Source organism: Microcoleus sp. AS-A8, from assembly GCA_039962225.1.
Taxonomy (GTDB): Bacteria; Cyanobacteriota; Cyanobacteriia; order Cyanobacteriales; family Coleofasciculaceae; genus Allocoleopsis.
This window is the reverse complement of record JAMPKV010000023.1, coordinates 47682-71870: the sequence shown is the minus strand read 5'-3', so window position 1 is coordinate 71870 and position 24189 is coordinate 47682. Positions and strand designations below refer to the sequence as shown.

Genomic DNA, 24189 nt, shown 5'->3' with positions numbered 1-24189 from the left:
ACAAGCTAAGGCGATCAACGCGAAGGCGATTGCCCAAAGGGCACCACCAAGGGCGATCGCCTGAACCCGTGTTAATGCTTAAACGCTCTAAAATTGCTCTGTTATTCTGTGTGAATTGCTGAAAATCCCAACTTCTGAACTCCTATTTTTAATCAACGCAGTGCCTATCGACTCATAAAAGTGGTTGAGCGTTAAGCAAAGCCCCTAGATCTAGCTGAGCCAAAGGCTTGTACGCCTGAGCGATCGCACCTTTACCCCGTAACCCCCCAGTATTGGCACCAGGGCAGATATAATTCAACGTTTCAGGAGTGAAGCGCTCAATTAAAGACTTGACACTCTGAAGTTGACGAGGCCAGTGAAACGTCTTCGAGGTACGTAGAGGCACGGGTTCCCCTTGCTGGTTAGGCAACAAATGACGTCCCGAAAACAGAACACCGCCAGCCAATGTGTAGTACAAACAAGCCGAACCCGGAGAGTGACCGGGCGTCCAAAGGGCTGAACAATTGGGACTGAGGGTCAACTCGTACTGAAATGATGTTACATTCAGTTCTGGCAGTAAATAGGCTTCTTGTTCTTGCATCAGGATTTGGCAGCCTGTCGCCTCCTGAATGTTCCGCGCTTTGCCAATGCCACCTCTATGGGTCAAAAACAGTAACGATACTCCCCCTTTCTCCCGTAAGAATTGCTCATTAGTTTCATTCCAGGCGGGACAATCAATCAGGAGGTTACCTGCATTTTCTACAATAAGATAGGCCGTGCCACCCAAGGTATCTCGATTGGGTCCAAATGCAAAAATGGTATCAATGATAGGACGTGGTGCTTTGAGTGCAGTGGGTAGTCGGTTGGATGGTGAGCTTTGAGGAGGAATAAAGTTGCCCTGTTGCGGGGAATCGGGTTGCACAATGCTTGTATGCCTGTAGTAGTTAACGAACGGTGTTGACCTTCTCGAAGATCGTTCTTTTACACCAATTGTGATCTTTACATCATGGAACTCTGGTTGCTCCTAATTTTACTGAGTCTGGGTCTTTTCACTTACATCACTATCCAGCGAAGTGTTGCTGACCTGACCCGGACGCCAGTATGGCTATTGTGGCTGGTGCTCATGACACCCGTCCTGATTTGGAGTACCTGGATGCTGGTCTATGGAAAGAACACTCCACCGCCACTGATCCTGATGGTCGGCCCATTTGTTCTTTGCCCACTGTTGTACTGGCTGCTGATTCAGTGGGGACGCCAAGTTCCTAAGCCGCCTGTGAATCAGGAGGTTGACACGAATAAACCTCAAATTTCAATCACCCAACAGACGATACCATCAACCAGTGAGCCGTCAACGTTACGCCCTATCACAAAACAAGAAGAAACTGAACTGAGAAATTGTTTTCCTTGGGGAGTTTACTATCTTCAAAATGTGGAGTACCGACCTCAAGCGGTTTTGTGTCGCGGAAAGCTGCGAACGAACCCAGAGTCGGCTTACCAGACGGTACGGGGAAATATAGAGGCAGAATTTGGCGATCGCTTTTTTGTGATCTTTCAAGAAAGCTTCAACGGTAAGCCGTTTTTTGCACTGGTTCCTAATCCTCAAGCTCGGCCAAAAACAGGACGGGAAACGGAATCCCTCACGCGACCCTGGTTTGCTTTGGCACTGCTATTAATTACATTGGTGACAACGACCGTCGTTGGAGCTGAGATTGCCGGAGTGACAGTTGAACAGTCGCAAGTTGACCCAGCCGTTTTACTCAGAGGGTTACCTTATGCTGTAGCCCTAATGGCGATTTTGAGTATCCATGAACTAGCTCACTACATGGCAGCAAGGTTCTATAAAGTACGCGCCACATTGCCCTACTTTATCCCCTTGCCCTTTGTACCAGGAACTTTCGGGGCGTTTATTCAGATGCGATCGCCGGTTCCCCATCGTAAAGCCTTATTTGATATTGGGATTGCTGGCCCTTTGGCTGGCTTTTTCGTGACGATACCTCTGCTGATGTGGGGACTTGCCCACTCTGAAGTCGTTCCTCTCTCTGACTCCTCTGGGTGGTTAAATTTTCAATCCCTTAATCCTCGATTTTCCTTGTTGCTAACCGTGCTGAGTAAGTGGGCATTAGGCAGCGCCTTGGCTCCTAAAATGGCCATCAATCTTCATCCGGTGGCTGTCGCCGGCTACATTGGTTTGGTCGTAACAGCCTTTAATTTAATGCCTGTCGGACAACTGGATGGCGGTCATATTGTCCATGCCATGTTTGGGCAGAGAACGGGTATCGCGATTGGTCAGGTTGTCCGACTGCTAGTCTTGGTCAGAGCTATGCTTGAACCTGATTTACTGGTCTGGGGGATTATCCTGCTACTCCTGCCCGTAGCTGATGAACCCGCTCTTAACGATGTCTCTGAACTGGACAATTGGCGTGATTTTTTGGGCTTGATCGCTTTAGTGATTTTAGCGGGTATTATTTTACCACCGGCTACGCTCACTGAACTGTTAAATCTTTAAGCGGTAAGGGTTGATCGCTCATGTGCGGTCAAAAAAACCCGATAGATAGTCAAGCCCAGCCATGCTGGCAGGGTCATTTCCCAATCAAATGACTCTCTAGTTACACTGGATAACAACGATTCTGGGATTATCCGCTTGTGAAGAACTCAGCCTTACTTCGTTGAAGCCTGAGCCTCAAAAAGCAAAACCCTAGTTTCCAGTTTCATTCGCCCTGCCCTTGCCCTGTTAGGCACTGTTGCCAGTAGAGAGGAGGGACTTTCGCGTTCACCTTAAAGGCGGCTGATAAACCCTTGGCAACTGGTCGGACGATGGGAATCATCGGATGTGAATACCACGCTGAACGTTATCTACCATCATCACGACCTTAATCTCCGAGCGGCAACGATTGCTCTATGTTGGTCACACTTCATGGTTTACATTAGTGAGTTCATCGAATTTCTTCTATATAAATAAACTCAAACTTACTAAAACTTACGTTACATTTCTTTTCCCAGCCTAATAAAGCCACGGATATCTGAAACATGCCTGAAGCTAAAGCATCTAAATCTCAGCAATCCTCATTCAATAGTCCTCCAAGCGGTTTCAGCAAGGAGACTATAGTGCCTTCAGAACCACACGAAGGTCACTGGTTGATCGTACAAGACGACAAAGGTCGTCGAGAATTTCCCTTAGGAGGAGAGGTGTATTCAATCGGCAGAGCACCCAACTGCGATATTCGCCTATATTCACTCTTTGTTTCTCGCCGACATGCCACATTGGTGCGACGCCAGCGAGAGGATGGCAGCTACTATTATCGGATTGTGGATGGCGACCTCAAAGGTCAGTTGAGTTCTAACGGAATCTTGATTAATAGTCACAAAGTTCCAGCCCACAATCTGGAAAATGAGGATGTGGTGACGTTTGATCCGAGAGTAACAGCCAAATATTATCGCCTCAAGCGAGAAACAGGTAAGTCTGGGCCAATCGATCCGTTGGATGTGACCTTAATCGACCCTGCGATGATTGAGGAATCGGAAGATTAATCGTCTTGGGAGTTTGTAGCACCAAAGGTACAGCTCAAGGTAGAAGTCAGCTTGTGATGAGAAAATCCGGCTAGCTTTGGAGGATGGAATTGTGGAGGAATAATGGTGGAAAAAGTGATTCATGTGATCGGCGGTGGGTTGGCAGGTACAGAAGCAGCGTGGCAAATTGCCAAGGCTGGTGTGCCAGTGGTGCTGCACGAGATGCGACCCGTGAGGCAAAGTCCGGCCCATCACACAGGGGAATTAGCGGAGTTGGTGTGCAGTAATTCCTTTGGTGCTCAGTCGAGCGATCGCGCTTCTGGTTTATTGCACGAAGAACTGCGTCGCCTGGGTTCAATGATTATCCGCAAAGCCGATGAACATGCTGTCCCGGCGGGCGGGGCGCTTGCGGTAGACCGGGCCGTCTTTAGCCATGAATTGACCGAAACCTTGGCAAGTCATCCTCTGATTGAGTTACGTCGGGAAGAGGTGCCGCAGATTCCCCCAGAGGGCGTGGTGGTGTTGACGAGTGGCCCCCTCACAACACCTGCTTTGGCTGAAGACTTGCAGCGCTTCACAGGCATGGAATACTTTAGCTTTTTTGATGCGGCATCGCCGATTGTCGTGGGGGAATCGATCAACCGGGATATTGCCTTTATGGCCTCACGCTACGACAAAGGTGAAGCGGCTTATCTCAACTGTCCGATGAACAAGGAACAGTACCTCCACTTCTGGCAGGAACTTTGTGCAGCCGAAAAGGCTGAATTGAAGGATTTTGAGCAAGAAACAGCCAAATTCTTTGAAGGCTGTCTGCCCATTGAAGAGATGGCACGTCGGGGGGAAGAGACGATGCGCTACGGCCCCTTGAAGCCAGTGGGACTATTCGACCCACGCACTAAAGAGCAAACAGAAGAAGACTTAAGCCAAAAGCGCGATCGCCCTTATGCCGTGATCCAACTGCGGCAAGAAGATAAGGCAGGTCAGTTGTGGAATATGGTAGGATTCCAGACGAATTTGCGCTGGAGTGAGCAGAAACGAGTGTTTCGGCTGATTCCGGGCTTGGAAAATGCCGAGTTTGTGCGGATGGGCGTCATGCACCGCAACACGTTTCTGAATGCGCCTGAGTTATTGCATCCGACGCTGCAATTTAAGAAGCGCCCGACGTTACTGGCAGCCGGTCAATTGGTGGGGACAGAAGGCTACACCGCAGCGACGGCTGGGGGTTGGTTAGCGGGGACGAATGCGGCGCGGTTGGTGTTGGGATTGGAACCGGTCATGCTTCCGGCAACGACGATGATGGGTGCGTTGATTGAGTTCATTAGTTCGGCTTCACCCAAGCATTTCCAACCGATGCCGCCGAATTTTGGTATTTTGCCTCCGTTGTCGGTGCGAATTAAGAATAAGCAAGAGCGATATGGGGTGTATCGCGATCGCGCTTTGGCTGATCTGGATTGCTGGAGTAGGGGAATTCAGGAAGAAGCGGCCTAAATCTAACCTTTCCCCAATACCTTCCTCACTAAAACTCCGGCGACAAGGAATGAGGTGTTCGCTGGAGTTTCAGTTTGAGGAAGCGATTAAATATCCAATTTAGATGAACAATAAATTAGCATTCTGAAGACTTAATTCGAGTGATTCTCTAATATTGAAGCTTAACCGATTCCTTAAAATTTGCTGAATTTGTTGCTGTAAATTGGATTCTGTATGCTCTTGAAGCGTTTCAAGAGATATCAGCAACCGATGCCTATCTAGTAGAGGCACATTTTCTATTAAGCTGTCAGCTTCCCATAACATTTGCTCTTGTGCTTCTGGAATCAGCTTCACCCAATTAGAGAGCAACAAGTTGCGCTCTACAATAGTCAGCTTCCATTGATAGTCAGGCATGTTGCTTGTCTCGTATAACATTCCGATACCTTTTCCTAATGTAGAGACTGAATGTGAAAAACTTGTCAATGAAGCGCTCTTTTTTGTGAAGGAATTGTAAGGAATTGTAAAAAGAGCGCTTTCAGTATCAGGAGTTCCTCAGATTGAAGGAGCGATCGCGCTTGATGCCCTCTTTTGGCTGCCCTAACTGACGGATTTCAGGAAGGCCCATGATTCTAGCTGTAGGACATCGGCTGAGAGGTTGTTTTGGAGATTCAGTTCCCATGGATGGCTGAGCTGGGGACTTGACTGATGGCTAAAAATCTGATTTATTTTGCGATGGACTTCTTCTTTTGTATGGTCTTGGAGTGTTTCAAGCAATGTAAGCAACCGCTGACTATCTAGTAGAGGCACGTCCCCTATCAATTCGTCAGCTTCTTCTAACATTTGCTCTTGTGCTTCTGGCATCAGCTTCATCCAATTAGAGAGCGAGAGGTTACGCTCTACGATGGTCAGCTTCCATTGATAGTCAGGCATATAGCTTGTTTCATCTAACCTTTCATTTTTCTTCTTTCAGAGGTTTGTTGGTGTATCCGGAAAGTTTGGTTAGATAATCGGTGAAATTTAGTAAAAACTGAAAATTGTGAAAGCGATCGCATTTTGGCTGACGTTGCCCTCTAGAAGAGAAGAGGGAGACTCGTAGGGTGCGTTACTAACGGACTACTCTAATCCTCTATCTAGAAGAGCGGTGCGTTACGGCGCACCTAGGGTAAAGTCAGTGGCAAACCTCTGTAGCTATTGCGCCTAAAACATCCTACGTTTGCTGTTTCAGTTGAGACGTAGAAATTGTAGGATTTACGCTATGACTCAAAATTAAATCTATCACCCAGGAGTTGACATCATATGAAAAAAATGTATCAAGGACGCTCTGTTCCTGTTTTGGCGGTAATAGCAATCGCAACGACTGGGATGAGTACTTCTGCGATCGCACACAGTGACATCACACCCTCTCAAGCAAGCGTGAAATTGGCACAAGCATCACTAGCGGGACAGTGCCGTGCGACCAAACTGCAAATACCCATTTTCCGGGAGGCTAATACGACGAGTGAGGCGTTACAACTTCTATCTCCCAATGCAGAAGTTACGTTAGCGGAGAATCGGGTGAATCGTAGGGGCTTTATTCGCATCAATGCTCCTGTAGAAGGGTATGTAGAAGCTATCAACCTGAAGCCTTGTACTGCCAGTACTGGAGTCACTACTACAGACACAACCCAAACCCCTGCAACATCTTCAACATCTTCAACAGCAGACCTTTGCCGTCGAGTTGCTCGACCACCGCAAGGTTTGGTGATTCGCCGAGAACCCACGACCACATCCGCTCGGCTGGGTAGGGTACCTTATTTAGGACGGGTTACTCTGAGTGCTAATCCTACAACTGAGAAAAAAGATGAGGTGCGTAACTGGGTAGAAATTTCTTCACCGACTAGGGGTTGGGTTTCTAATGGGTTGCTGACAGAGGAAGAAAGCAATTTAGGTTATTGTCAGTAAGCTCTTAAGTAGGTGGGCATTAATATTTGTCGTTGAGGCAAGGCAGACCGGAGCTTGAGTGAGGACAGAAGGGAAGAGGGTTTTAGGCTCTTAACATTTGTTGACATACGTGCATTTATTTGTGCCCACCTAGTTAGCGGGTAATTGGATGTTGCGCGAGCATCGCAGAATCATACATTAGTTCAGCTTCCAGGACTTACGCAACTGGCTACGTTATCCGCTACATGTAGGGGCACGGCAATGCCGTGCCCCTACGAAGATGGTGTATTAACCCAGAAAATGCGTAAGTCCTGAACTTCAATTCTCACTCCCTCACTTGGAGCATTGGTGAGGGAGTTGGTGAGAAGAATTTTAGTTTAAGCCATAACCCTTACGGGATGCTGCGCTAATACCAATTCTCTGTAAAGATGCGCTTAATAATAGAGCCTCACCAGCCAACTGGTTATAAGCTGAGTTAGCTAAAAGTTCTTTTGTCAGCACCAGTGGTTGGTGAGCGCTAATCCCAATACGCTTGTGCTGATAGGCTGTTTGCGATCACTAATCCCAATATGCCTGTGCTGATAGGCTGTTTGCGATCGCTAATCCCGATATGCCTGTACTGATAAGCTGTTTGCGATCTCCCTTGACACTCCACAGAGTATCTACTTATTAAGCGCATCTTTACAGAGAATTGGTATCACCTTATGGAAATCCGCTATATTCACCTATTTAAGGCGATTTGCTAATCCTACAGCTTGCATCAGCACAGTTTGAGGTCTAAAACCTAAAAGTAAGTCATTCTTGCGAGAACGATTGAACGATAAGCCAAACGCTAACTGAACTTCACGCCATGCATCAATCAACGGCTGAGAGCGATGTTCCTGGACAAACACCAACGGCAACAAGGCAAACAGTCGTAAAACCGCAGAAAGAGCAAATAAGCCAGCTAAGCCACCGATATTCGGTAGCTGAGCAAGAAAGCCTCCCGCCGTGGTTCCCAGTGCTCCACTCACCCCAGTAATAGCGGCAGCGATCGCAAAATAACCGGCTTGATTGCGTAAAGGTGCCACACTCATCTGCATATTGTGAATACTCAGATCGATCGCCGCCCAAGTACTCCCCCGCAGCACATGAATCAGGGGCAACCCGATCCACACAGAAGCGGGGTTAGCTCCCGTCGCCAGCCAGAATATAGGCGTCACCGCCACCAAAATCCCCACCGAGAGTAAAATAGGTCGATTCCCAATCCGATCCGCCAACTTCCCCCATACCATCAGCATCAGCAGATTCGCGCCAGCCGTTAAGCTGCTGTACAGCGTGACTAAGCTGACATCCAGATGCAAATTATCCAACATATACAGGGAGTAAAACGGCGTGCTGAGGTTAACCGCAAACGTCCAAGTCCCGAAGTAGAGCAGAAACATCAAGAAGTTCGTATCCTTAAACCACCGAGAAGCTGGCTCATTGGAGTCACCACGAGAGACACCTTTAGACTCTGTGGGGGCTTGGGGATTCACATCAATCATGAACCACTGAAAAGCCAAACTGAGCAGACCGGCGACAATGCCTAAAGCTAAAACAATGCCGTAACCTTGAATCGCCCCACCTTTCCAGGTTGACACTCCCCATCCCATTAAGGGAACGCAGATCAGATTCATCAAATTGGCGGCACTATTACGAACCCCAAAATATCGTCCCCGCAACCGCCGAGGCACCAATGCCGCCATCCAACTGAACCAAGACGCACTGCCGAGTGAACCCAGGATATGGGTGACAAAGACAACTCCTAATGTCCAGATCAGAAGTTGGTGGTGTTCGCTTGGAGAATTACTCACGCCTGCCATTAATACCAACAGAATCACCCACAACAACCGCGAGGAGCCAAAAATAAAAAGACTGTACCAGTGACGGCTCGTTGTGCGATCGCCCAGATAGGCTCCTAGGGGTTGCAGCAAATTAACAAACATGGGAATTGACGAGAGTAAGCCAATTTCCACACTCGTTGCACCCAGTTCCAACAAAAAGTTCGTCAGCAGCACACCTGTCGTGACGCTGCCAAAAAACGTAGCAAATACTCCATCTAGGGTTGATGCCCGGAGCGTCGTCCGAACTGATTTCTTGGGAATCGCCAGAGAGGGTGTGGGAAGGACGACTTCTGATAAGGCTCTGTGATCTGAAACGTCTATGGCTGGAAGGGGGCTTGTCTCTTCTAGGGTGCAATCGACGGTGTTTCTAACCATGCAGGGTAATTGATCGGCTAAAGCTCTCGGCGTTTACAAAAGAAATCCTTTTGAAGGATAGGGGGTGCTTTGCTAGGGAAGCATCGTTCAGGGGAAAGATCTATTTCTCAACACTTTGCAACCTAAGGCAATATTTAGCAAGAAGATTTTAAAACAAGTAAATTAATTTAGTGTTCTATAAAAATTGCTTAACACACAGCTCAACCGATAGCCTGAGATTGTCGGCTACTTTCTCTAGAGATGGGTACGCCAAAAAATTCTAGAAATTGATACAAACCCGGTTTGGGAGCGATCGCTCTACTTGTTTTTATGACAACTTCCCCACCTCTTGCTGGATACACCTTACCAGTTTTTGCTTGTGCTGCTGCTCTTGCTGCACTGCATCGGTTACGTCAAGGGAAACTCCTAAATACAGTACTTGTGGATTTAATTGATCCCTGCGAAACGGTACAAATTCCGATTGAGCAAGTGGCTGAGATTCGCGCAGCAATGGTGCTAGCTGTCACACGCTCCCAACCGGGTGATAACCTTGACCTTACCCGCAATACCCCAATTTGGGCTTTAGTTGAATGGGGAAGTGTAGAGCAAACCGAACCGATACGGTTAGTCGGTGGTGAGGGAATTGGACGACAATTAAACGCCGGGGGAAAGGCGGCAATTTACGCTTATGCCGAGCAATTATTCCAAGAAAATCTGAGGCGGCAACTGGCACCGGAGGAAAAAATTCAGGTGACAATTATCCTACCGGAAGGGCGTCAGTTAGCTGAACGCACCTCGAATGCAGCCTTTGGCGTTGTCGAAGGACTCTCCCTGCTAGGGACGACTGGCATTTCCCAACCCCTAAGTGCTCCTGGACAATTAGAAGCATTCCGTGAAGAATTACACGATAAAGTTAGTCAACTCAGAAATAAGCCACAATCGGCCAATAAGCCATTCCCCATTACCCATGACCCAACTTTAGTATTCTGTGTAGGGGAAAATGGTCTGGATTTGGCGCGACAGTTGGGTATTCATCCAGAACAACTGATGAAAACGGCTAATTGGCTAGGGCCAATGTTGGTAGAAGCGGGATTGCAGCAAGTTCCGGCAATTTTGTTGTTTGGCTACCATGGCAAGCTGATTAAACTCGCCGGTGGGATTTTTCACACTCACCATCACCTAGCAGATGGGCGGCTAGAAATTCTCACGGCTCACTGCGCTAAGCTAGGTCTACCCACATCAGTGTTACAGGAGGTTTTTGCCAGCACCACGGCGGAAGCGGCACTGAAGTCTCTGCGGGAATTGGATGCTAGCAGTGGCAGCCATTGGGTAGAGCAGGTTTACAGCTCAATTGCCTCTACCATTGATGCTCGCTCCCAAGACTATATCCGCCGACACAGTGAACAGGACGTTCGTGTCGGTTCAGTCTTGTTTGATCGCGATCGCCAAATCATCGTTTGTAGCGAAACAGGTACCGCGTTATTGTCGCAATTATGCTAACTTTGTATGAATCTCTACACACTTAAACGATAGAAACTCTCTAGTTTCAATCTATCTATTAACCGCAATAGATGTTCGCTGCTCATTGGAAGGCTTTGGCAGCGAAATGTTGCACTCTTATACAATTTCTATGACGGACGCAGCAGTGACACTACAGACAGGACAAGCATCTCACGACACAGAGACTTTATCAACATCGTCTCTCACCGATCAGCTAAATCGCCAGATGATCGTCATTTTGGACTTTGGCTCTCAATATTCTGAGCTGATTGCTCGTCGCATCCGCGAAACTCAAGTCTACTCCGAAGTTCTCTCCTATCGCACCACCGCCGAACAGCTACGGCAACTTAACCCCAAGGGAATTATTCTTTCCGGTGGCCCCAGTTCCGTCTATGATACGGGTGCGCCTCACTCAGACCCAGAGATTTGGAATCTGGGTATTCCCGTACTAGGCGTCTGCTATGGGATGCAGTTGATGGTACAACAACTCGGTGGTCAAGTGACGCGAGCTGAACGGGCGGAGTATGGTAAGGCGTCGCTGATTATTGATGATCCCACCGACTTGCTAACTAATGTGGACGATGGCTCCACCATGTGGATGAGTCACGGGGACTCCTGTGAGGTATTGCCAGAGGGATTTGAAACCCTAGCCCATACCGAGAATACACCGTGTGCGGCGATCGCGCATCATGAAAAGAAGCTATATGGGGTGCAGTTCCATCCAGAGGTTGTCCATTCTCTGGGGGGTATGCCTTTAATTCGTAACTTTGTCTATCACATCTGTGATTGTGAACCCACTTGGACAACCGCGGCGTTTGTCGAGGAAGCAATTCGGGAAATTCGCGGGAAGGTTGGGGATAAACGGGTGTTGCTGGCACTCTCTGGGGGGGTTGATTCATCGACCCTAGCCTTCTTACTTTATAAAGCCATTGGTGAGCAACTCACTTGTATGTTCATTGACCAAGGCTTCATGCGGAAAGGAGAGCCAGAGCGATTGTTGAAACTGTTTAAGGAGCAATTTCACATTCCGGTCGAGTATGTGAATGCGCGCGATCGCTTCTTGGAGCAAATCAACGGTATCACAGACCCCGAAGAAAAGCGCCGTCGCATCGGTCACGAATTCATTAACGTCTTTGAAGAAGAGTCCCGACGCCTTGGCCCCTTTGATTATCTCGCTCAGGGTACCCTTTACCCCGATGTGATTGAGTCGGCGGACACCAACGTCGATCCCAAAACGGGTGAACGAGTTGCAGTGAAAATCAAGAGCCATCACAACGTCGGAGGTTTGCCGAAAGACTTGCGCTTCAAGCTGATTGAACCGTTGCGTAAGCTGTTCAAAGATGAAGTCCGCAAAGTCGGTCGCTCTATCGGCTTACCCGAAGAAATTGTAAATCGGCATCCCTTCCCAGGGCCAGGGTTGGCGATTCGCATCCTGGGGGAAGTTACCGCCGAACGGCTCAATATTTTGCGTGATGCCGATCTCGTCGTTCGTCAAGAAATTAATCGCCGGGGAATCTACCACGATTTTTGGCAGGCATTTGCCGTATTGTTGCCGATCCGCAGTGTGGGGGTGATGGGTGACCAGCGTACCTACGCTTATCCTATCGTCTTGCGTCTGATTAATAGTGAGGATGGCATGACCGCTGATTGGTCACGAGTGCCTTACGACCTATTGGAAACAATCTCAAATCGGATTGTCAACGAAGTCAAGGGAGTGAATCGCGTAGTCTACGATATCACCTCCAAGCCCCCTGGCACTATAGAGTGGGAATAAAGACCTGTAAGACTAGTTTTAGATTGATCTCACTTAACCCGCTCTCACCCCTCGGTAGGGCGGGATTTTTGCTCAAAAAACGTCTCGTAATCGGCTTCGGGGGTCAATATGGACACAATAAAGGCTCACCACTCAAAAACCCTCAAAAAGTTGCAAACTCACCTACGCCACTTAGTCGGGAAAGCTATCCATGATTACAACATGATTGCGGATGGCGATCGCATCATGGTATGCCTATCGGGTGGCAAGGATTCTCACACCCTACTCGATTTATTGCTGAGCCTCCAGCGTAAAGCCCCCATCAAGTTCGATATCCTCGCGGTGAACCTAGACCAGAAACAGCCGGGTTTTCCAGCACATGTGCTACCCGAATATTTGGAATCTTTGGGGGTAGCGTATCGGATTGTGGAAGAGGACACGTACAGTATTGTGCAACGGGTGATTCCCGAAGGAAAGACCATGTGTGGATTATGTTCGCGCTTGCGTCGTGGCATTCTCTATCGTGTAGCCAGTGAAGAGGGAGCAACCAAAATTGCCCTCGGTCACCATCGAGATGATATTGTAGAAACCTTGTTTCTCAATATGTTCTATGGGGGACAACTTAAAGCCATGCCACCCAAGCTGTTGAGTGATGATGGCAAGCATGTGGTTATTCGACCATTGGCGTATTGCTCTGAGCAGGACATTGGGGATTATGCGATCGCTAAAGAGTTTCCCATTATTCCCTGTAAACTTTGCGGCTCTCAGGAAAACTTGCAGCGAGTACAAATTAAGAAGTTACTGCAAACTTGGGAAGAGGAATATCCAGGACGCACAGAAAGTTTATTCCATAGTATTCAGAATGTTACGCCTTCTCACTTGGCTGATACTCAGCTGTTTGATTTTGCCAATTTGGACGCTCAGTATGTTGATCAATAAATTTTAGAGTATGGGTGTTAACGTATCCCCGACCAAAGCCAAAGTCCTAAGGTGATAGGAATTGCTACATAAGCATAAGAACGGAGATTCATCACTAAAATTGTCATCCCCAAAGTCGAGGAAGGCTGAGGAAAAAATCGCACTAAACAGAATCCTTCTGAAACAACACTTAGGAAGAAACCCACAGAGAGGAAAATGATAAAAGCTAAAATTTGCAGAATGTTGGTGTAAAACTCTACGCTGAAATTGGTAAAAATAGGAACTGTTACTGTCGTCCAATTCAATGAATTAATAAATCTAATCAGCGTTACCTCTAAAAATAATATCAGGAACCATAAAATACCCCATAATAGCGGATTCAGGCTAAAAGCTTTTAGGTGAATTCGCTTGAAAAAATGGGTTGATAGTGAACCGAATAAGAGAACAAATAAGCCCAAAATTAGGTAAGTAACCAGGGAGGGATAGCCTAAAGACGCCACTCCGAAAATAAAGAATACACCAACAAGTGTGGAAAACAGGTTAGCTACGGTCAATATCTGAATGGATTTAAAACGATTCAGATGCTCTCGTTGAGCGAGAGTAATGCTTTCAATCCCAATGATGAACAAGAGTCCAATGCCAAAGCTAGCGATTGACGCAATTAAGGGTAAATTTAAAAGCACCACGCCGGCGGGAGGCCAACTGTTGGCGCTAGCCGTTTCTGTACTTAACAATAGTATTCCTATTGTTAGCAGTAAGACTTGAACAATACGCATTTTCGGATTACTCCACTTTCCCTTTCCTATACGGCTGAAAATGTTACGAGGAGTAGGGTAAATTAATCGATAAAACAGCAAGAAGAGATGGCTGAGAATTGGGAATTTAGGCAGGATCAAGAGCATTTTGCTTTAATTGAGCCAAAGAAACGTATTCCAGCGCTAATGCATGGGTGGCTGACAAAACGACGGGTGGAGCAACGCCAGCATCCAAAGCTTCCTTCCAGCGCGAGGCGCACAAACACCAGCGATCGCCGGGTTTCAATCCTGGGAAATTAAAGGCTGGCACTGGCGTACTCAAGTCATTCCCCCTCGATTGGGTAAAGGCTAGGAATTCTTGTGTCATTTGGGCACAGACGATGTGTGCGCCGATGTCACCCGCTCCAGTGCTACATTTTCCATCGCGGTAAAATCCGGTGATGGGCGATGTGCAGCAGGTTTCTAGTTCTCCCCCAAGGACGTTTCTAGCATTGGTCATGTCAACAATTTCTCTGCTAAAGGCTCTCAATCAAATGATGCCACCTAATATTGAGATAGCCCCAACTTTTCCCGGATCACGTCCTCCTTGGCCCTAAACCCAACCAACACCGCCGTTCCATCTTTAACAAAAAGCGGTCGCTTGAGCAGCATCGCATCCTGGGCAAACGCCTCAATCCACTGCTCATCTGTCCAATCCTGCTTTTTGTCACCTAATGCCCGGTAGGACTGTCCGGAGGTGTTCCGCATCGGTTTAGACCCCAAAACTTCCACCCAACGCTGAATCATCTCATGGGTTGGCGGATGTTCCTTCGTATTAATAAACTCATACGCAACAGAATTATCTTCGAGCCACGTAAACGCCTTCTTACAGGTTCCGCAGTTGGGTATTCCGTAGACTTGGATAGACATCAGGCTGGTTAATTAATCTCAACGGCTATGCTATGCACCAATATTTTCATACTATTTCACCATAATTTCTTATACTTCATACTTCAGACTTCACACTGCATCCTTGTTTATGTCTCGTGCCAAGGCCTTACAATATTACGTCCTGACGCGTCTACTCCTAGCTCCTTTGATGCTGTGGACGATTACAACCCTCGTGTTTCTCCTGCTTAGAGCTACGCCAGGAGACCCCGTTGATGCGATTCTTGGCGGTCGTGCTCCCGATGAGGAGAAGAACAAACTCCGACAACAGTTAGGGTTATCCGACCCCTTGTGGTTGCAATACCTTCGCTATCTGGGAAGCTTACTGCATTTCGACTTAGGCAGCTCCATATCCAGTCAGGGTCAAAAAGTTTGGGAAATTATTCAGCTCCATTTCCCAGCCACCATGGAATTGGCGGTATTTGGGATTATAGTGGCTTTTTTCGTGGGTGTTAGCATTGGGACTCTCGCCGCCTCCCGCAGCGGCACCCTTTTTGATATTGGAGGACGCCTATTTGGTATCATCACCTATTCCCTACCCCTCTTCTGGGTAGGGATGATTTTGCAGTTAATTTTTGCGGTGCAACTCAATTGGTTCCCTCTCGGAACACGCTTCCCGATTTCCATCCCGTCCCCTGTTGGCTTTACGGGTCTTTATACCATTGATAGCCTCCTGAGCGGCAACCTGAACCAGTTTTTTACCGCCCTCTATTATCTCGCGTTACCGAGTGTCACATTGGGAGTGCTGCTCAGTGGGATTTTTGAGCGGATTGTGCGGGTAAACCTGAAGCAAACCCTCAAAGCCGATTATGTGGAAGCTGCAAGAGCTAGGGGTATTCCCGAAGCTCGAATTGTCGTCGCTCACGCTCTGAAGAATGCAATGATTCCCGTGATTACCGTGTTGGGACTGACGCTGGCTTCTTTGCTGGGAGGAGCCGTGTTAACCGAAGTAACCTTCTCTTGGCCTGGTTTAGGCAATCGCTTGTATGCGGCTATTTCGGAACGAGATTACCCAACCGTGCAGGGAATTATGGTATTTTTTGGCTCAATCGTTGTCGTGGCTAGCATGGCGATCGATATTATCAATGCTTTGATTGACCCACGTATTCGGTATTAACGCGGACATAATATTTAGTAGCGAATTTGCAGCGTCACGGATTGTTGCACCTTCTGCTCACCCCCAACAACGGGTAAGTCAGCCCTTTGCTCTGCTGCGACTTTACCCTGATTGGCAACAGCGGGATAAATGATGGGTTGAGGTGGGTTGGCTCCATTAATTTGAATGCCCATCACTTCCCGTTGATCGAGATTGAGTGCTCTCAATGCCGCATCCGCTTGCTTTTTCGCATCGTCAGCCGCTTTCTGAATCGCTTGCTGTTGAGCTTGTGCGATCGCATTATCCGAAGCCACAAAACTCACACCATCAATCCGTGTTGCTCCGGCGTTGATCGCCTCATCTAACAGCCTCCCAGATTTATCGGTATCAATGCGAAAGCTGACGGTGTTAGTGCCAATATAACCATTAATGCTTTGCTTCCCATCTTTGTAGGTGTAGTTAGGCGTCAGGCTAATACCCGTAGTTTCCAGCTTTTCCACTTTGCGGGATTTCAGCAGTTCCACCACCATTTGCGATCGCTTGGCGATTTGCTGTTGTACGTCCTGAGCCGTTTTTCCCTGAATTTCAACACCCAAACGCACCTGAGTCAAGGTTGTGGGAATATTAACACTGCCGGTACCTGAAACTGTCAAGGTTCTAGCCGCAGAAGCCAAATTGGGCGTTTGGGCGTTACTCGAAACAGCTTGACAGGAGGTGAGAGTGAGCAAACTACCCACTAACAATAATGCCTTCAACCGATCCCAGGAATTCAACGGGGAGTAAAGGAAGCTGTTCATCTTTTGGCTGACTCAGTGGATTGGATGTCCCTAATCTGGCATCCAAATTGGTGTGAAGTCCGATGGGTTACAGTTTTAGAAACTAGGCTGCTGCTCCCATATTTGTGGTGGAAAACCCTATTTTTAGGCAATGGGTAATCGGTAATCGGTCATGGGAATTTATGACTCAGTAGGGAAAAATTAAGGACAATTATCATGGTGTCAGGGTTCTTTATTCCAGATACGGCGTCCCAATGCAGCCAGTAACCCATCCCATTGTGAAAGACTTAGTATTAATTGGTGGCGGTCATACCCATGCGATCGCACTTCGCATGTTGGGCATGAAGCCGTTGCCCGGATTACGCATTACTCTGATTACCGACACCTCCCACACCCCTTATTCTGGGATGTTGCCCGGTCATGTTGCGGGTTACTATGACTTTGACGAATGCCACATTGATCTGCGACACCTTGCTCAGTTTGCCCAAGCTCAACTTTATATTGATCGCGCAGTCGGTCTTGACTTAAAAAACAACAAAGTTCTCTGTGCCAATCATCCACCCGTCGCCTTCGATGTCTTATCCATCGATATTGGCAGCACTCCAGCCAAAGTGGATGTACCCGGTGCCGCCCAATATGCCATTCCCGCCAAGCCAGTTCCCCTATTTTTACAACACTGGAATCAGTTAATTGAGGAATTTACCCAAAATCCCCAACAACCCATGCATCTAGGTATTGTGGGGGGTGGTGCTGGCGGCGTGGAACTCGCGCTGACGATGCAACACCATCTGCATCAAATCCTTCAAGCCAAAGAACACCCACAACAACAGCAGCCACAAATTCATTTATTCCAGCGTGGTGCTGAATTAATGCCCAACCATAATGCTTGGGTACGCCGACACCTCTACCACCTGCTGATGAATCGGGGTGTTCAGGTACATTTAGAGGAAACCGTCAGTGAGGTTTTACCGGACAAAATTGACTGTGAGTCCGGTTTACAGGTAGAGTGCGATTATACATTCTGGGTGACAAACGCCTCAGCACCGGAATGGATTGAGGAATCTGGACTGAAAACCGATTCAGACGGCTTTATTTTGGTGGGAGACACCTTGCAATCCCTGTCTCATCCCCATATTTTTGCCGCTGGTGACATTGCCACGATGGTCAATCATCCCCGTCCCAAAGCTGGGGTTTTTGCCGTGCGTCAGGGAAAACCACTGTTTGAAAATTTGACGGCGTTCTTACGGGAAAAACCCTTAAAACCTTACAAACCGCAGCAGCAATTTTTAGGATTAATTGGTACAGGGGACGGAGAAGCGATCGCATCTTGGGGGGCTTTGTGCTGGCAATCGCCTTTACTGTGGCGCTGGAAAGATTACATCGATCGCAAATTCATGCAGCGCTTCAGTGACTTGTCACCCATGGGGAATGGGCAAGAGCCTAACATCCAAACTCCAAACTCCATCTTACCCTTACCCCCCAGTAGTCTTTTTAATAAAGAGGGAGTGAAGGGGGTTCAGGGAGGAAACCAAACTCCAGTAATGCGTTGTGCGGGTTGCGGGTCTAAAGTTGGCAGTTCTACCCTAGAACGAGTATTGCAACGGCTGCAACTGCAAACCCCAAATTGGATGCAACGAGAGGATATTCTCATCGGATTGGGAACGCCGGATGATGCAGCGGTAATACAAGTCCCCGCAGGTCAAGTGATCGTGCAGACTATTGATTATTTTCCCGCTTTGCTCAGTGACCCTTACATTTTTGGTCAAATTAGTACTCATCACTGCTTAAGTGATATTTTTGCCATGGGCGCAACCCCTCAGAGTGCCTTGGCAATGGTGAGTGTTCCTTATGCCAGCGAAGACAAAGTAGAAGAAACGCTCTATCAACTGCTATCAGGTGCGATGCATGTACTCTACCAAGCACAGGCGCAATTGATTGGGGGTCACACCACAGAAGGGGCAGCATTAGCTTTCGGACTGGCTTGCAATGGACTGGCAGCACCGGAGAAGTTGCTCAGGAAAGGGGGTATGCAGCCCGGTCAAGTGTTGATTGTCACGAAAGCGCTAGGCACGGGCACTTTATTTGCTGCTGATATGCGGTTGCAGGCGAAGGGGCGGTGGATTGATCAGGCGGTTCACTCCATGTTGCTATCCAATCAGGAAGCCGCTAAGGTATTTGTGCAACATGGGGCGACGGCCTGCACGGATATCACAGGGTTTGGTTTGTTGGGGCACCTGATGGAAATGGTGAAAGCTTCGGGTGTGGCTGTTGAGTTGGATTTAGAGGCCATTCCAGTTTTGGATGGGGCACTCGAAACAGTGGAAAAGGGAATTATGAGTTCTCTGCAACCCCAGAATCTAAGAGCCTCGTATTACATCAACAACTTATCTGAAGTCAGCACTTGTGCCAAATACCCACTTTTGTTTGACCCCCAAACCTCTGGTGGACTTCTGGCAGCGGTGCCGGCTGGGCAAGCCGATGTATGTTTAGCCACACTGCAAGCCAGAGGTTATGCCCAGAGTCGAATTGTGGGTTGTGTGATACCCCGTGTGGAAGGCATTAAGCCAGTTGCGATCGCGTAGCGCTGCTGCGATAGCGGAGCTAAGCCCTGTCTACCTTTCGGGAACGACTTCGTTGAACGAGCGTCAGCGCAGATCGCATCTACCGACGGGTTTTGACCACACCCCCAGTGTTTGGCGCTCGATGCTTCAGGTGTTTCACTGATGTTAATGAATGCAGCATCTCTCATTCCGCAGCGATCGCAACGATTGAATTTTACCGACAGCTTCGCAATGAGCGATAGCGTTCTGGTACAGTCGCACGACAAAAGTTGACTCCGTTGATTAAGGCACCTTCCAATGTCGCCCCCTGAAGGTTCGCCCCTTCCAGATTGGCACCACTCAAATTTGCCAACTCTAAGTTAGCTCCCTTGAGATTAGCCCCTCGGAGATCAGCATTCTCTAGATCCGCTCCTTTGAGATTGGCATCACTCAGGTTAGCATTCGCAAGTTGAGCCTTCTTCAGGGAAGCGGAACTGAGTTGAGTCCCTTTGAGATTGGCACCACTCAGGTTAGCCTGATTCAGGGGCGCACCTCTCAAATCACATTGAATACAATCGCCCGTCTGCTGCAATGTTTGAAAGTGTTCGTTGGATGCGGCGTAAACAACAGAGCTAAATCCAACGGTTGCCAGGAGAGTTATCGCTGTTATCCCTTGGAATTTCATATTAAATTGGAGAATTGCCGATACACTGGAATCACCTTACAATGGCTCAAAGCCAGTGCAATTCCTCTATTTAGGTGAACCGTTTGGGTGAAGCCAGACCCCGATAGTTGGTTTTATAATGCTACCTATTGCGGATAGAACAGCCCGTTGCGATCGCACTCATTCACCTCAATTAGCTACTATTCCCAAGCTTTCCACTTTCAGCATTAGTTGACTGTTTTTTTGTGATTTTTGATACAAAAAACGATTATTTCAACGTCGAGTAACACTTGATTCTGGCGTAGTGTAGATTTTGTCAAATCCACTTTGTGCCCCTTGTAAGATGCTACTCAGCCAAAAGAGGAGAGCTGAAGCGAAGATTCATTCATCGACACTTCATAAATTCTCCACTGGTTAATAGTTTCATGACTAGCCATTAATATTATAAATGCCTTGATTGCCAGTATCTCAAGATATATTTTATCGGTCTTTCATGTTCTGACCAGAGAAAAATCGAGTGGAATTCAAAAATTTAATTGCTGATTTACCTGATTTGATGCCGAGAGGAAGTAATAAATTGACAGAGCCTGTAATACAGGAGCGATCATGTCCTGTGTCAAGGTTCAACATAGATCGTCTAAAGACGGTCTGTGTAGCCAGACAAAGCCTATTTACATAAGTACATTCACAGGAATATAATGTTATACATGTAATACGGTGATCAATTTGTATTTTCAGACTTGCTCTCAAGCCGAACCCGGTTTCAACGTCTGAATTAAGGAACTTGGATGCTCCTAAGCTGAGTCAGGGTAAAGATCGAACAAGCGAGAAGAGAGTTCCAGGCGATTAAGGGTGTTCTTAAGTGTCAATAATCTCAGCCTAAGAATCCATAGAATTGGGTGCTGACCAGTCTGAGCAATCTACCAAGGCTTCATGGCCATCCAACTTACTCGCAACAGTGTTGCCTAAATATTGAATGAAAGCCAGATAAAGGGTGCTTTCAAGCCAAATTTCGCAATTTTAATCGTAAGTCATGGCTATTTTTACAGAAGAGTTAAAAGCCACGTATTTCACCTGAAATACACACGATGAACAGCTATTAAGAGAGTTCAACAACATGAGTGGGTTGCCTGGTACGAATATCTCTATTTTTCAATAAATGATGAAGTTAACCGATAAAATTTGACTTCAAATTTTAATAATGATGAGGTTCCCAAAGACCCGTCAAAGGTAGAAAACGCCTGTGTAATAGAGTTTTAACTCTTGACAAAAATCGAATAATGATTAGGCGATAGAACGCTGTATTAGAGCAAAATACCGTTTTCAGCACCTAGTATGGCTCGGAGGAGCGTCTTGTAACAGTAGACATTGAGCAGATAGTTCGTGTCTATGATTTGTTGAACCTTTTTTTAGTCTTTTAGACTTAGCCATTCTATCTAAGGTAGTGAGCAATGCTTACTTCTTCATTTGTTAGTTCATGTTTAAAGGAGTTTCCAATGGCAACTCAGGAGGTAGTTACCACCGCCGAACTGGCAAAGCAGATTCTGGTTTGCAGCGAACAGGGATTTACAGGTCAGTTGGATTTGGCGATTAAAGAACCCAAATCTCAGGGTTGGAGTCTGTATTTCCGCCAAGGTAGTTTGATTTGGGGTGCTGATGAAATACATCCCATTCGCCGATTGCTGCGGCAGTTATCTATGTACTGTCCGCAACTGGCGATCGATAGCAATGCCTTAGCCAGTCTATGTACACAGCGCAAGCTTCCCACGCGAGTGTCTACTATCTCTCAAAAAGCGGTTCAGCCTCAAGATGGAGACTACCGCTTTTTAGTCGAGTTGATGAAGCAGGGGAAACTTAGGCGATCGCAAATGTCGGCGATTGTTGAAGGTTACATTGCGGAGATACTCTTCGATATCCATCAACGATGGGATCGATTCCGCTATCGTTCAGCCTTGCAACTCACCTACCGCTCCATTCCTCCAGACACCTTAAATTCGAGCGATTCCACACTGGTTTCGATTCAAGTTGAGCCGATTTGGCAGCAAGCCTTGCAAACTTGGCAGGCTTGGCAGCAGGACGCCTTAGCCGAGGTTTCCCCCAACCTTGCTCCCGCCATCTCCAAAGCTGAGGAATTGCGTTGGCAAACTTCGCCCAAAGTCTACCAAAACCTGATCACCCTTGTGGATGGTCATCAGACATTCAGGGATTTAGCGGTCAAGTTAAAACAGAACCTGTTACCCCTAACCCTGTCCATCATGCCCTACATCCGTAAAGGATTGATTGAAGTACTCGAAGTTGGGGACTTGAACTATGCCATCAAGCCAACGACTCCTCCTCAGCCCCCAGCCTTCGGTTCACGGGTAAGGCCGGTTCAAGCCCAACAGACGAGTCCCTTGGTGGCTTATATCGATGACAGCCGACTTGATTGCCAGAGGATGAATCATATTCTCGCTCAGGTTGGCTATCGGTGCATCCTGATTCAAGACCCAGTGCAAGCACTGCCACTCTTGCTAGAGCATAAACCTCACCTAATCTTTTTGGATCTGATTATGCCCGTTACCAACGGGTATGAAATCTGCTCGCAAGTTCGCCGAATGTCAGTATTTCAAGATACGCCTGTGATTATTCTCACCAGTAATGACGGAATTGTAGACCGGGTACGAGCCAAGATGGTTGGCTCTACGGGCTTTTTAGCCAAGCCCATCGGGCGGGAAAAAGTGCTGAGTATTCTGCAAAAGTATCTAGTGCTAACAAAACCTGCTCCATCCTAGAGGTAGCAAAATTGGCAGGATGAGTCTCTTGCCCTTGGTTTAAAGCCCAAAGCCATGAATTTGACCCATTTTATCTGACAAAAGCTTGTTTTATGACTACAGTCCTGTTGGTTGAAGATAGTCTCACGGAAACCGAAGTGATTACCCGTCACCTCAGACAGGCGGGTTTAACCGTAATCAGTGTCACCAGTGGTGAAGAAGCCCGTGTTCAACTTCAGTCGCAAAAACCCGATTTGGTAATTCTCGATGTGATTTTGCCAGGGCAAAGCGGATTTGAACTGTGCCGCGAAATCAAGACCAATTCCCATACCCAAGCCATCCCAGTCGTGATTTGTTCAACCAAAGGAACCGAAGCCGATAAACTTTGGGGTTCGATGCTGGGAGCCGATGCCTACATCCCTAAGCCGATCGATCAAAAAGCACTCATGCAAACCATCCAGCAATTGACTTCCATTTATTAGGTGATGAGGAACAGGGATTCATGCTGAACTCGCTTGACTTTGGGCAAACAGTAAGCAGCCTTGACTTGCTGACATTAGACTTTCTGTCTGAAGCTGCCCTACCCCCAGAAACACGCCAACGCTTGCTTCGCTTTCCCTTGGGTGTTGAAGACAGTGCTCTGCTGCCCCTAGAACAAATTACAGAAATTTTTAGGCTGAATGTGGCAGAAATTCTCCCAGTACCTGAAATGCCCAGTCAGGTTTTAGGAATTTGCAATTGGCGAGGAGAAATGATTTGGCTGATAGACCTCAACCATCTGGTGGGATGTCCCCCCCTGTTTCGGCAACAATCCTTGTTGGTGCCTCCGACAGTAATGGTGGTTCAGGTTCAGGGTCAGTCCGTCGGTCTCGTGGTGCAACAAGTCAACGACATCGAGTTACACGACTTACAGCAACTCCAGCCCGTTGCCCCTGGTTTATTTCCGCCTAAACTCTTGCCTTTTGTCCTGGGGGCACTGCGCGGGGACAACGGTACGGTCTTAGATGTCATCGCCATTGCTCAGTATCCCTTGTGGCAGAGGCATTCCTGATATAGCAAAAGGCAGAAGGCAGAAGGCAGAAGGCAGACCGGAGCTTTAGTAAGGACAGAAGATAGAAAGCAGAGCGCTTTTTGGCTCCCACGTTTTTACTCCCTGCCCACTCGAAAATTACCTATCCCTTCCTCTGCGCTCTCTGCGCCTCTGTGGTTCGTTAATAGGTATTTTTGGGGCAGGACGGGAGTAAAACGTGGATGAAAAAGGCTCTTTTGATTCAAGACACGATAGTCGTCTGTTTTCCCAAACTTTTTTCTTTCAGGCGTGGGCAATAACACCCACAACTAAAGTTTTTCTTGCCTTCTGCCCTTCTGCCTTCTGCCTTCTGCCATCTGCCTTTCTTTGTAACAACCCACAGCTTTAA

The 24189-nt window shown here is 47.6% G+C and carries 22 protein-coding genes; 13 read left to right on the top strand and 9 right to left on the bottom strand.

Annotated features, from left to right (window positions below; all coding sequences use genetic code 11):
• Nucleotides 1-172: 172 nt before the first annotated feature.
• Nucleotides 173-868, bottom strand: a complete 696-nt coding sequence (locus tag NDI48_25845) for an MBL fold metallo-hydrolase (protein MEP0834590.1) — start codon at nucleotides 866-868, stop codon at nucleotides 173-175.
• 117 nt (nucleotides 869-985) lie between these two features.
• Between NDI48_25845 and NDI48_25840 the strand changes: the two genes are divergently transcribed.
• The 3 genes from NDI48_25840 to trmFO all read left to right on the top strand — a co-directional run bounded on the left by NDI48_25840 (nucleotide 986) and on the right by trmFO (nucleotide 4974).
• On the top strand, nucleotides 986-2485 hold the full coding sequence (locus tag NDI48_25840) for a site-2 protease family protein (protein ID MEP0834589.1): 1500 nt from the start codon (nucleotides 986-988) through the stop codon (nucleotides 2483-2485).
• A 599-nt stretch (nucleotides 2486-3084) separates the two neighbouring features.
• Nucleotides 3085-3507 carry an FHA domain-containing protein gene (locus NDI48_25835; protein MEP0834588.1) on the top strand — a complete coding sequence of 141 codons (423 nt, stop codon included), beginning with the start codon at nucleotides 3085-3087 and terminating at the stop codon, nucleotides 3505-3507.
• A gap of 102 nt (nucleotides 3508-3609) precedes the next feature.
• Entirely contained in the window at nucleotides 3610-4974 is a 1365-nt protein-coding gene (gene trmFO, locus NDI48_25830; protein MEP0834587.1) for an FADH(2)-oxidizing methylenetetrahydrofolate--tRNA-(uracil(54)-C(5))-methyltransferase TrmFO, read from the top strand.
• 99 nt (nucleotides 4975-5073) lie between these two features.
• On the opposite strand, the gene NDI48_25825 is transcribed toward trmFO, so the two are convergent.
• Nucleotides 5074-5388, bottom strand: coding sequence for a hypothetical protein (locus NDI48_25825; protein ID MEP0834586.1), 315 nt, complete (start codon nucleotides 5386-5388; stop codon nucleotides 5074-5076).
• A 162-nt stretch (nucleotides 5389-5550) separates the two neighbouring features.
• Nucleotides 5551-5883, bottom strand: a complete 333-nt coding sequence (locus NDI48_25820) for a hypothetical protein (GenBank protein ID MEP0834585.1) — start codon at nucleotides 5881-5883, stop codon at nucleotides 5551-5553.
• A gap of 366 nt (nucleotides 5884-6249) precedes the next feature.
• On the opposite strand from NDI48_25820, the gene NDI48_25815 reads away from it, so the two are divergent.
• Nucleotides 6250-6894 carry an SH3 domain-containing protein gene (locus NDI48_25815; GenBank protein ID MEP0834584.1) on the top strand — a complete coding sequence of 215 codons (645 nt, stop codon included), beginning with the start codon at nucleotides 6250-6252 and terminating at the stop codon, nucleotides 6892-6894.
• Between the two features lie 704 nt (nucleotides 6895-7598).
• Here the strand turns inward: NDI48_25815 and NDI48_25810 are convergent.
• On the bottom strand, nucleotides 7599-9113 hold the full coding sequence (locus NDI48_25810; GenBank protein ID MEP0834583.1) for an MFS transporter: 1515 nt from the start codon (nucleotides 9111-9113) through the stop codon (nucleotides 7599-7601).
• A 309-nt stretch (nucleotides 9114-9422) separates the two neighbouring features.
• Between NDI48_25810 and cbiD the strand changes: the two genes are divergently transcribed.
• The 3 genes from cbiD to ttcA all read left to right on the top strand — a co-directional run bounded on the left by cbiD (nucleotide 9423) and on the right by ttcA (nucleotide 13284).
• The gene (gene cbiD / locus NDI48_25805; protein MEP0834582.1) at nucleotides 9423-10592 is read left to right on the top strand and encodes a cobalt-precorrin-5B (C(1))-methyltransferase CbiD; all 1170 of its coding nucleotides are present in this window, start codon (nucleotides 9423-9425) and stop codon (nucleotides 10590-10592) included.
• Between the two features lie 226 nt (nucleotides 10593-10818).
• Nucleotides 10819-12366, top strand: a complete 1548-nt coding sequence (gene guaA, locus NDI48_25800; protein MEP0834581.1) for a glutamine-hydrolyzing GMP synthase — start codon at nucleotides 10819-10821, stop codon at nucleotides 12364-12366.
• A 108-nt stretch (nucleotides 12367-12474) separates the two neighbouring features.
• Nucleotides 12475-13284 carry a tRNA 2-thiocytidine(32) synthetase TtcA gene (gene ttcA / locus NDI48_25795; GenBank protein MEP0834580.1) on the top strand — a complete coding sequence of 270 codons (810 nt, stop codon included), beginning with the start codon at nucleotides 12475-12477 and terminating at the stop codon, nucleotides 13282-13284.
• Between the two features lie 17 nt (nucleotides 13285-13301).
• Here ttcA and NDI48_25790 read toward each other — a convergent pair whose 3' ends face one another.
• From NDI48_25790 to NDI48_25780, 3 genes are all read right to left on the bottom strand, one after another.
• Nucleotides 13302-14039 carry a hypothetical protein gene (locus tag NDI48_25790; protein ID MEP0834579.1) on the bottom strand — a complete coding sequence of 246 codons (738 nt, stop codon included), beginning with the start codon at nucleotides 14037-14039 and terminating at the stop codon, nucleotides 13302-13304.
• Between the two features lie 106 nt (nucleotides 14040-14145).
• Nucleotides 14146-14517: a DUF2237 domain-containing protein gene (locus NDI48_25785; GenBank protein MEP0834578.1), complete on the bottom strand. Its 372-nt coding sequence runs from the start codon at nucleotides 14515-14517 to the stop codon at nucleotides 14146-14148.
• A 44-nt stretch (nucleotides 14518-14561) separates the two neighbouring features.
• Complete coding sequence (locus NDI48_25780; protein MEP0834577.1) at nucleotides 14562-14927, bottom strand: Spx/MgsR family RNA polymerase-binding regulatory protein; 366 nt, start codon at nucleotides 14925-14927, stop codon at nucleotides 14562-14564.
• 109 nt (nucleotides 14928-15036) lie between these two features.
• Here NDI48_25780 and NDI48_25775 point away from each other — a divergent pair, with 109 nt between their 5' ends.
• Nucleotides 15037-16062, top strand: coding sequence for an ABC transporter permease (locus NDI48_25775; GenBank protein MEP0834576.1), 1026 nt, complete (start codon nucleotides 15037-15039; stop codon nucleotides 16060-16062).
• 14 nt (nucleotides 16063-16076) lie between these two features.
• Here NDI48_25775 and NDI48_25770 read toward each other — a convergent pair whose 3' ends face one another.
• Nucleotides 16077-16838: an SIMPL domain-containing protein gene (locus NDI48_25770; protein ID MEP0834575.1), complete on the bottom strand. Its 762-nt coding sequence runs from the start codon at nucleotides 16836-16838 to the stop codon at nucleotides 16077-16079.
• A 233-nt stretch (nucleotides 16839-17071) separates the two neighbouring features.
• Here NDI48_25770 and selD point away from each other — a divergent pair, with 233 nt between their 5' ends.
• Together selD and NDI48_25760 are read left to right on the top strand one after the other, a co-directional pair.
• Nucleotides 17072-19399, top strand: a complete 2328-nt coding sequence (gene selD, locus NDI48_25765; protein MEP0834574.1) for a selenide, water dikinase SelD — start codon at nucleotides 17072-17074, stop codon at nucleotides 19397-19399.
• Nucleotides 19365-19541 (top strand): hypothetical protein, encoded by a 177-nt coding sequence (locus NDI48_25760; protein MEP0834573.1) that lies wholly within the window; start codon nucleotides 19365-19367, stop codon nucleotides 19539-19541. Before selD ends, NDI48_25760 begins: the two co-directional genes overlap by 35 nt.
• 51 nt (nucleotides 19542-19592) lie before the next feature.
• On the opposite strand, the gene NDI48_25755 is transcribed toward NDI48_25760, so the two are convergent.
• Nucleotides 19593-20042 carry a pentapeptide repeat-containing protein gene (locus tag NDI48_25755; GenBank protein ID MEP0834572.1) on the bottom strand — a complete coding sequence of 150 codons (450 nt, stop codon included), beginning with the start codon at nucleotides 20040-20042 and terminating at the stop codon, nucleotides 19593-19595.
• Nucleotides 20043-21517: 1475 nt separating this feature from the next.
• Between NDI48_25755 and NDI48_25750 the strand changes: the two genes are divergently transcribed.
• From NDI48_25750 to NDI48_25740, 3 genes are all read left to right on the top strand, one after another.
• Nucleotides 21518-22792, top strand: coding sequence for a response regulator (locus tag NDI48_25750; GenBank protein ID MEP0834571.1), 1275 nt, complete (start codon nucleotides 21518-21520; stop codon nucleotides 22790-22792).
• A gap of 92 nt (nucleotides 22793-22884) precedes the next feature.
• Nucleotides 22885-23253, top strand: a complete 369-nt coding sequence (locus NDI48_25745; protein ID MEP0834570.1) for a response regulator — start codon at nucleotides 22885-22887, stop codon at nucleotides 23251-23253.
• Nucleotides 23254-23273: 20 nt separating this feature from the next.
• Nucleotides 23274-23822, top strand: a complete 549-nt coding sequence (locus tag NDI48_25740; protein MEP0834569.1) for a chemotaxis protein CheW — start codon at nucleotides 23274-23276, stop codon at nucleotides 23820-23822.
• Nucleotides 23823-24189: the final 367 nt, after the last annotated feature.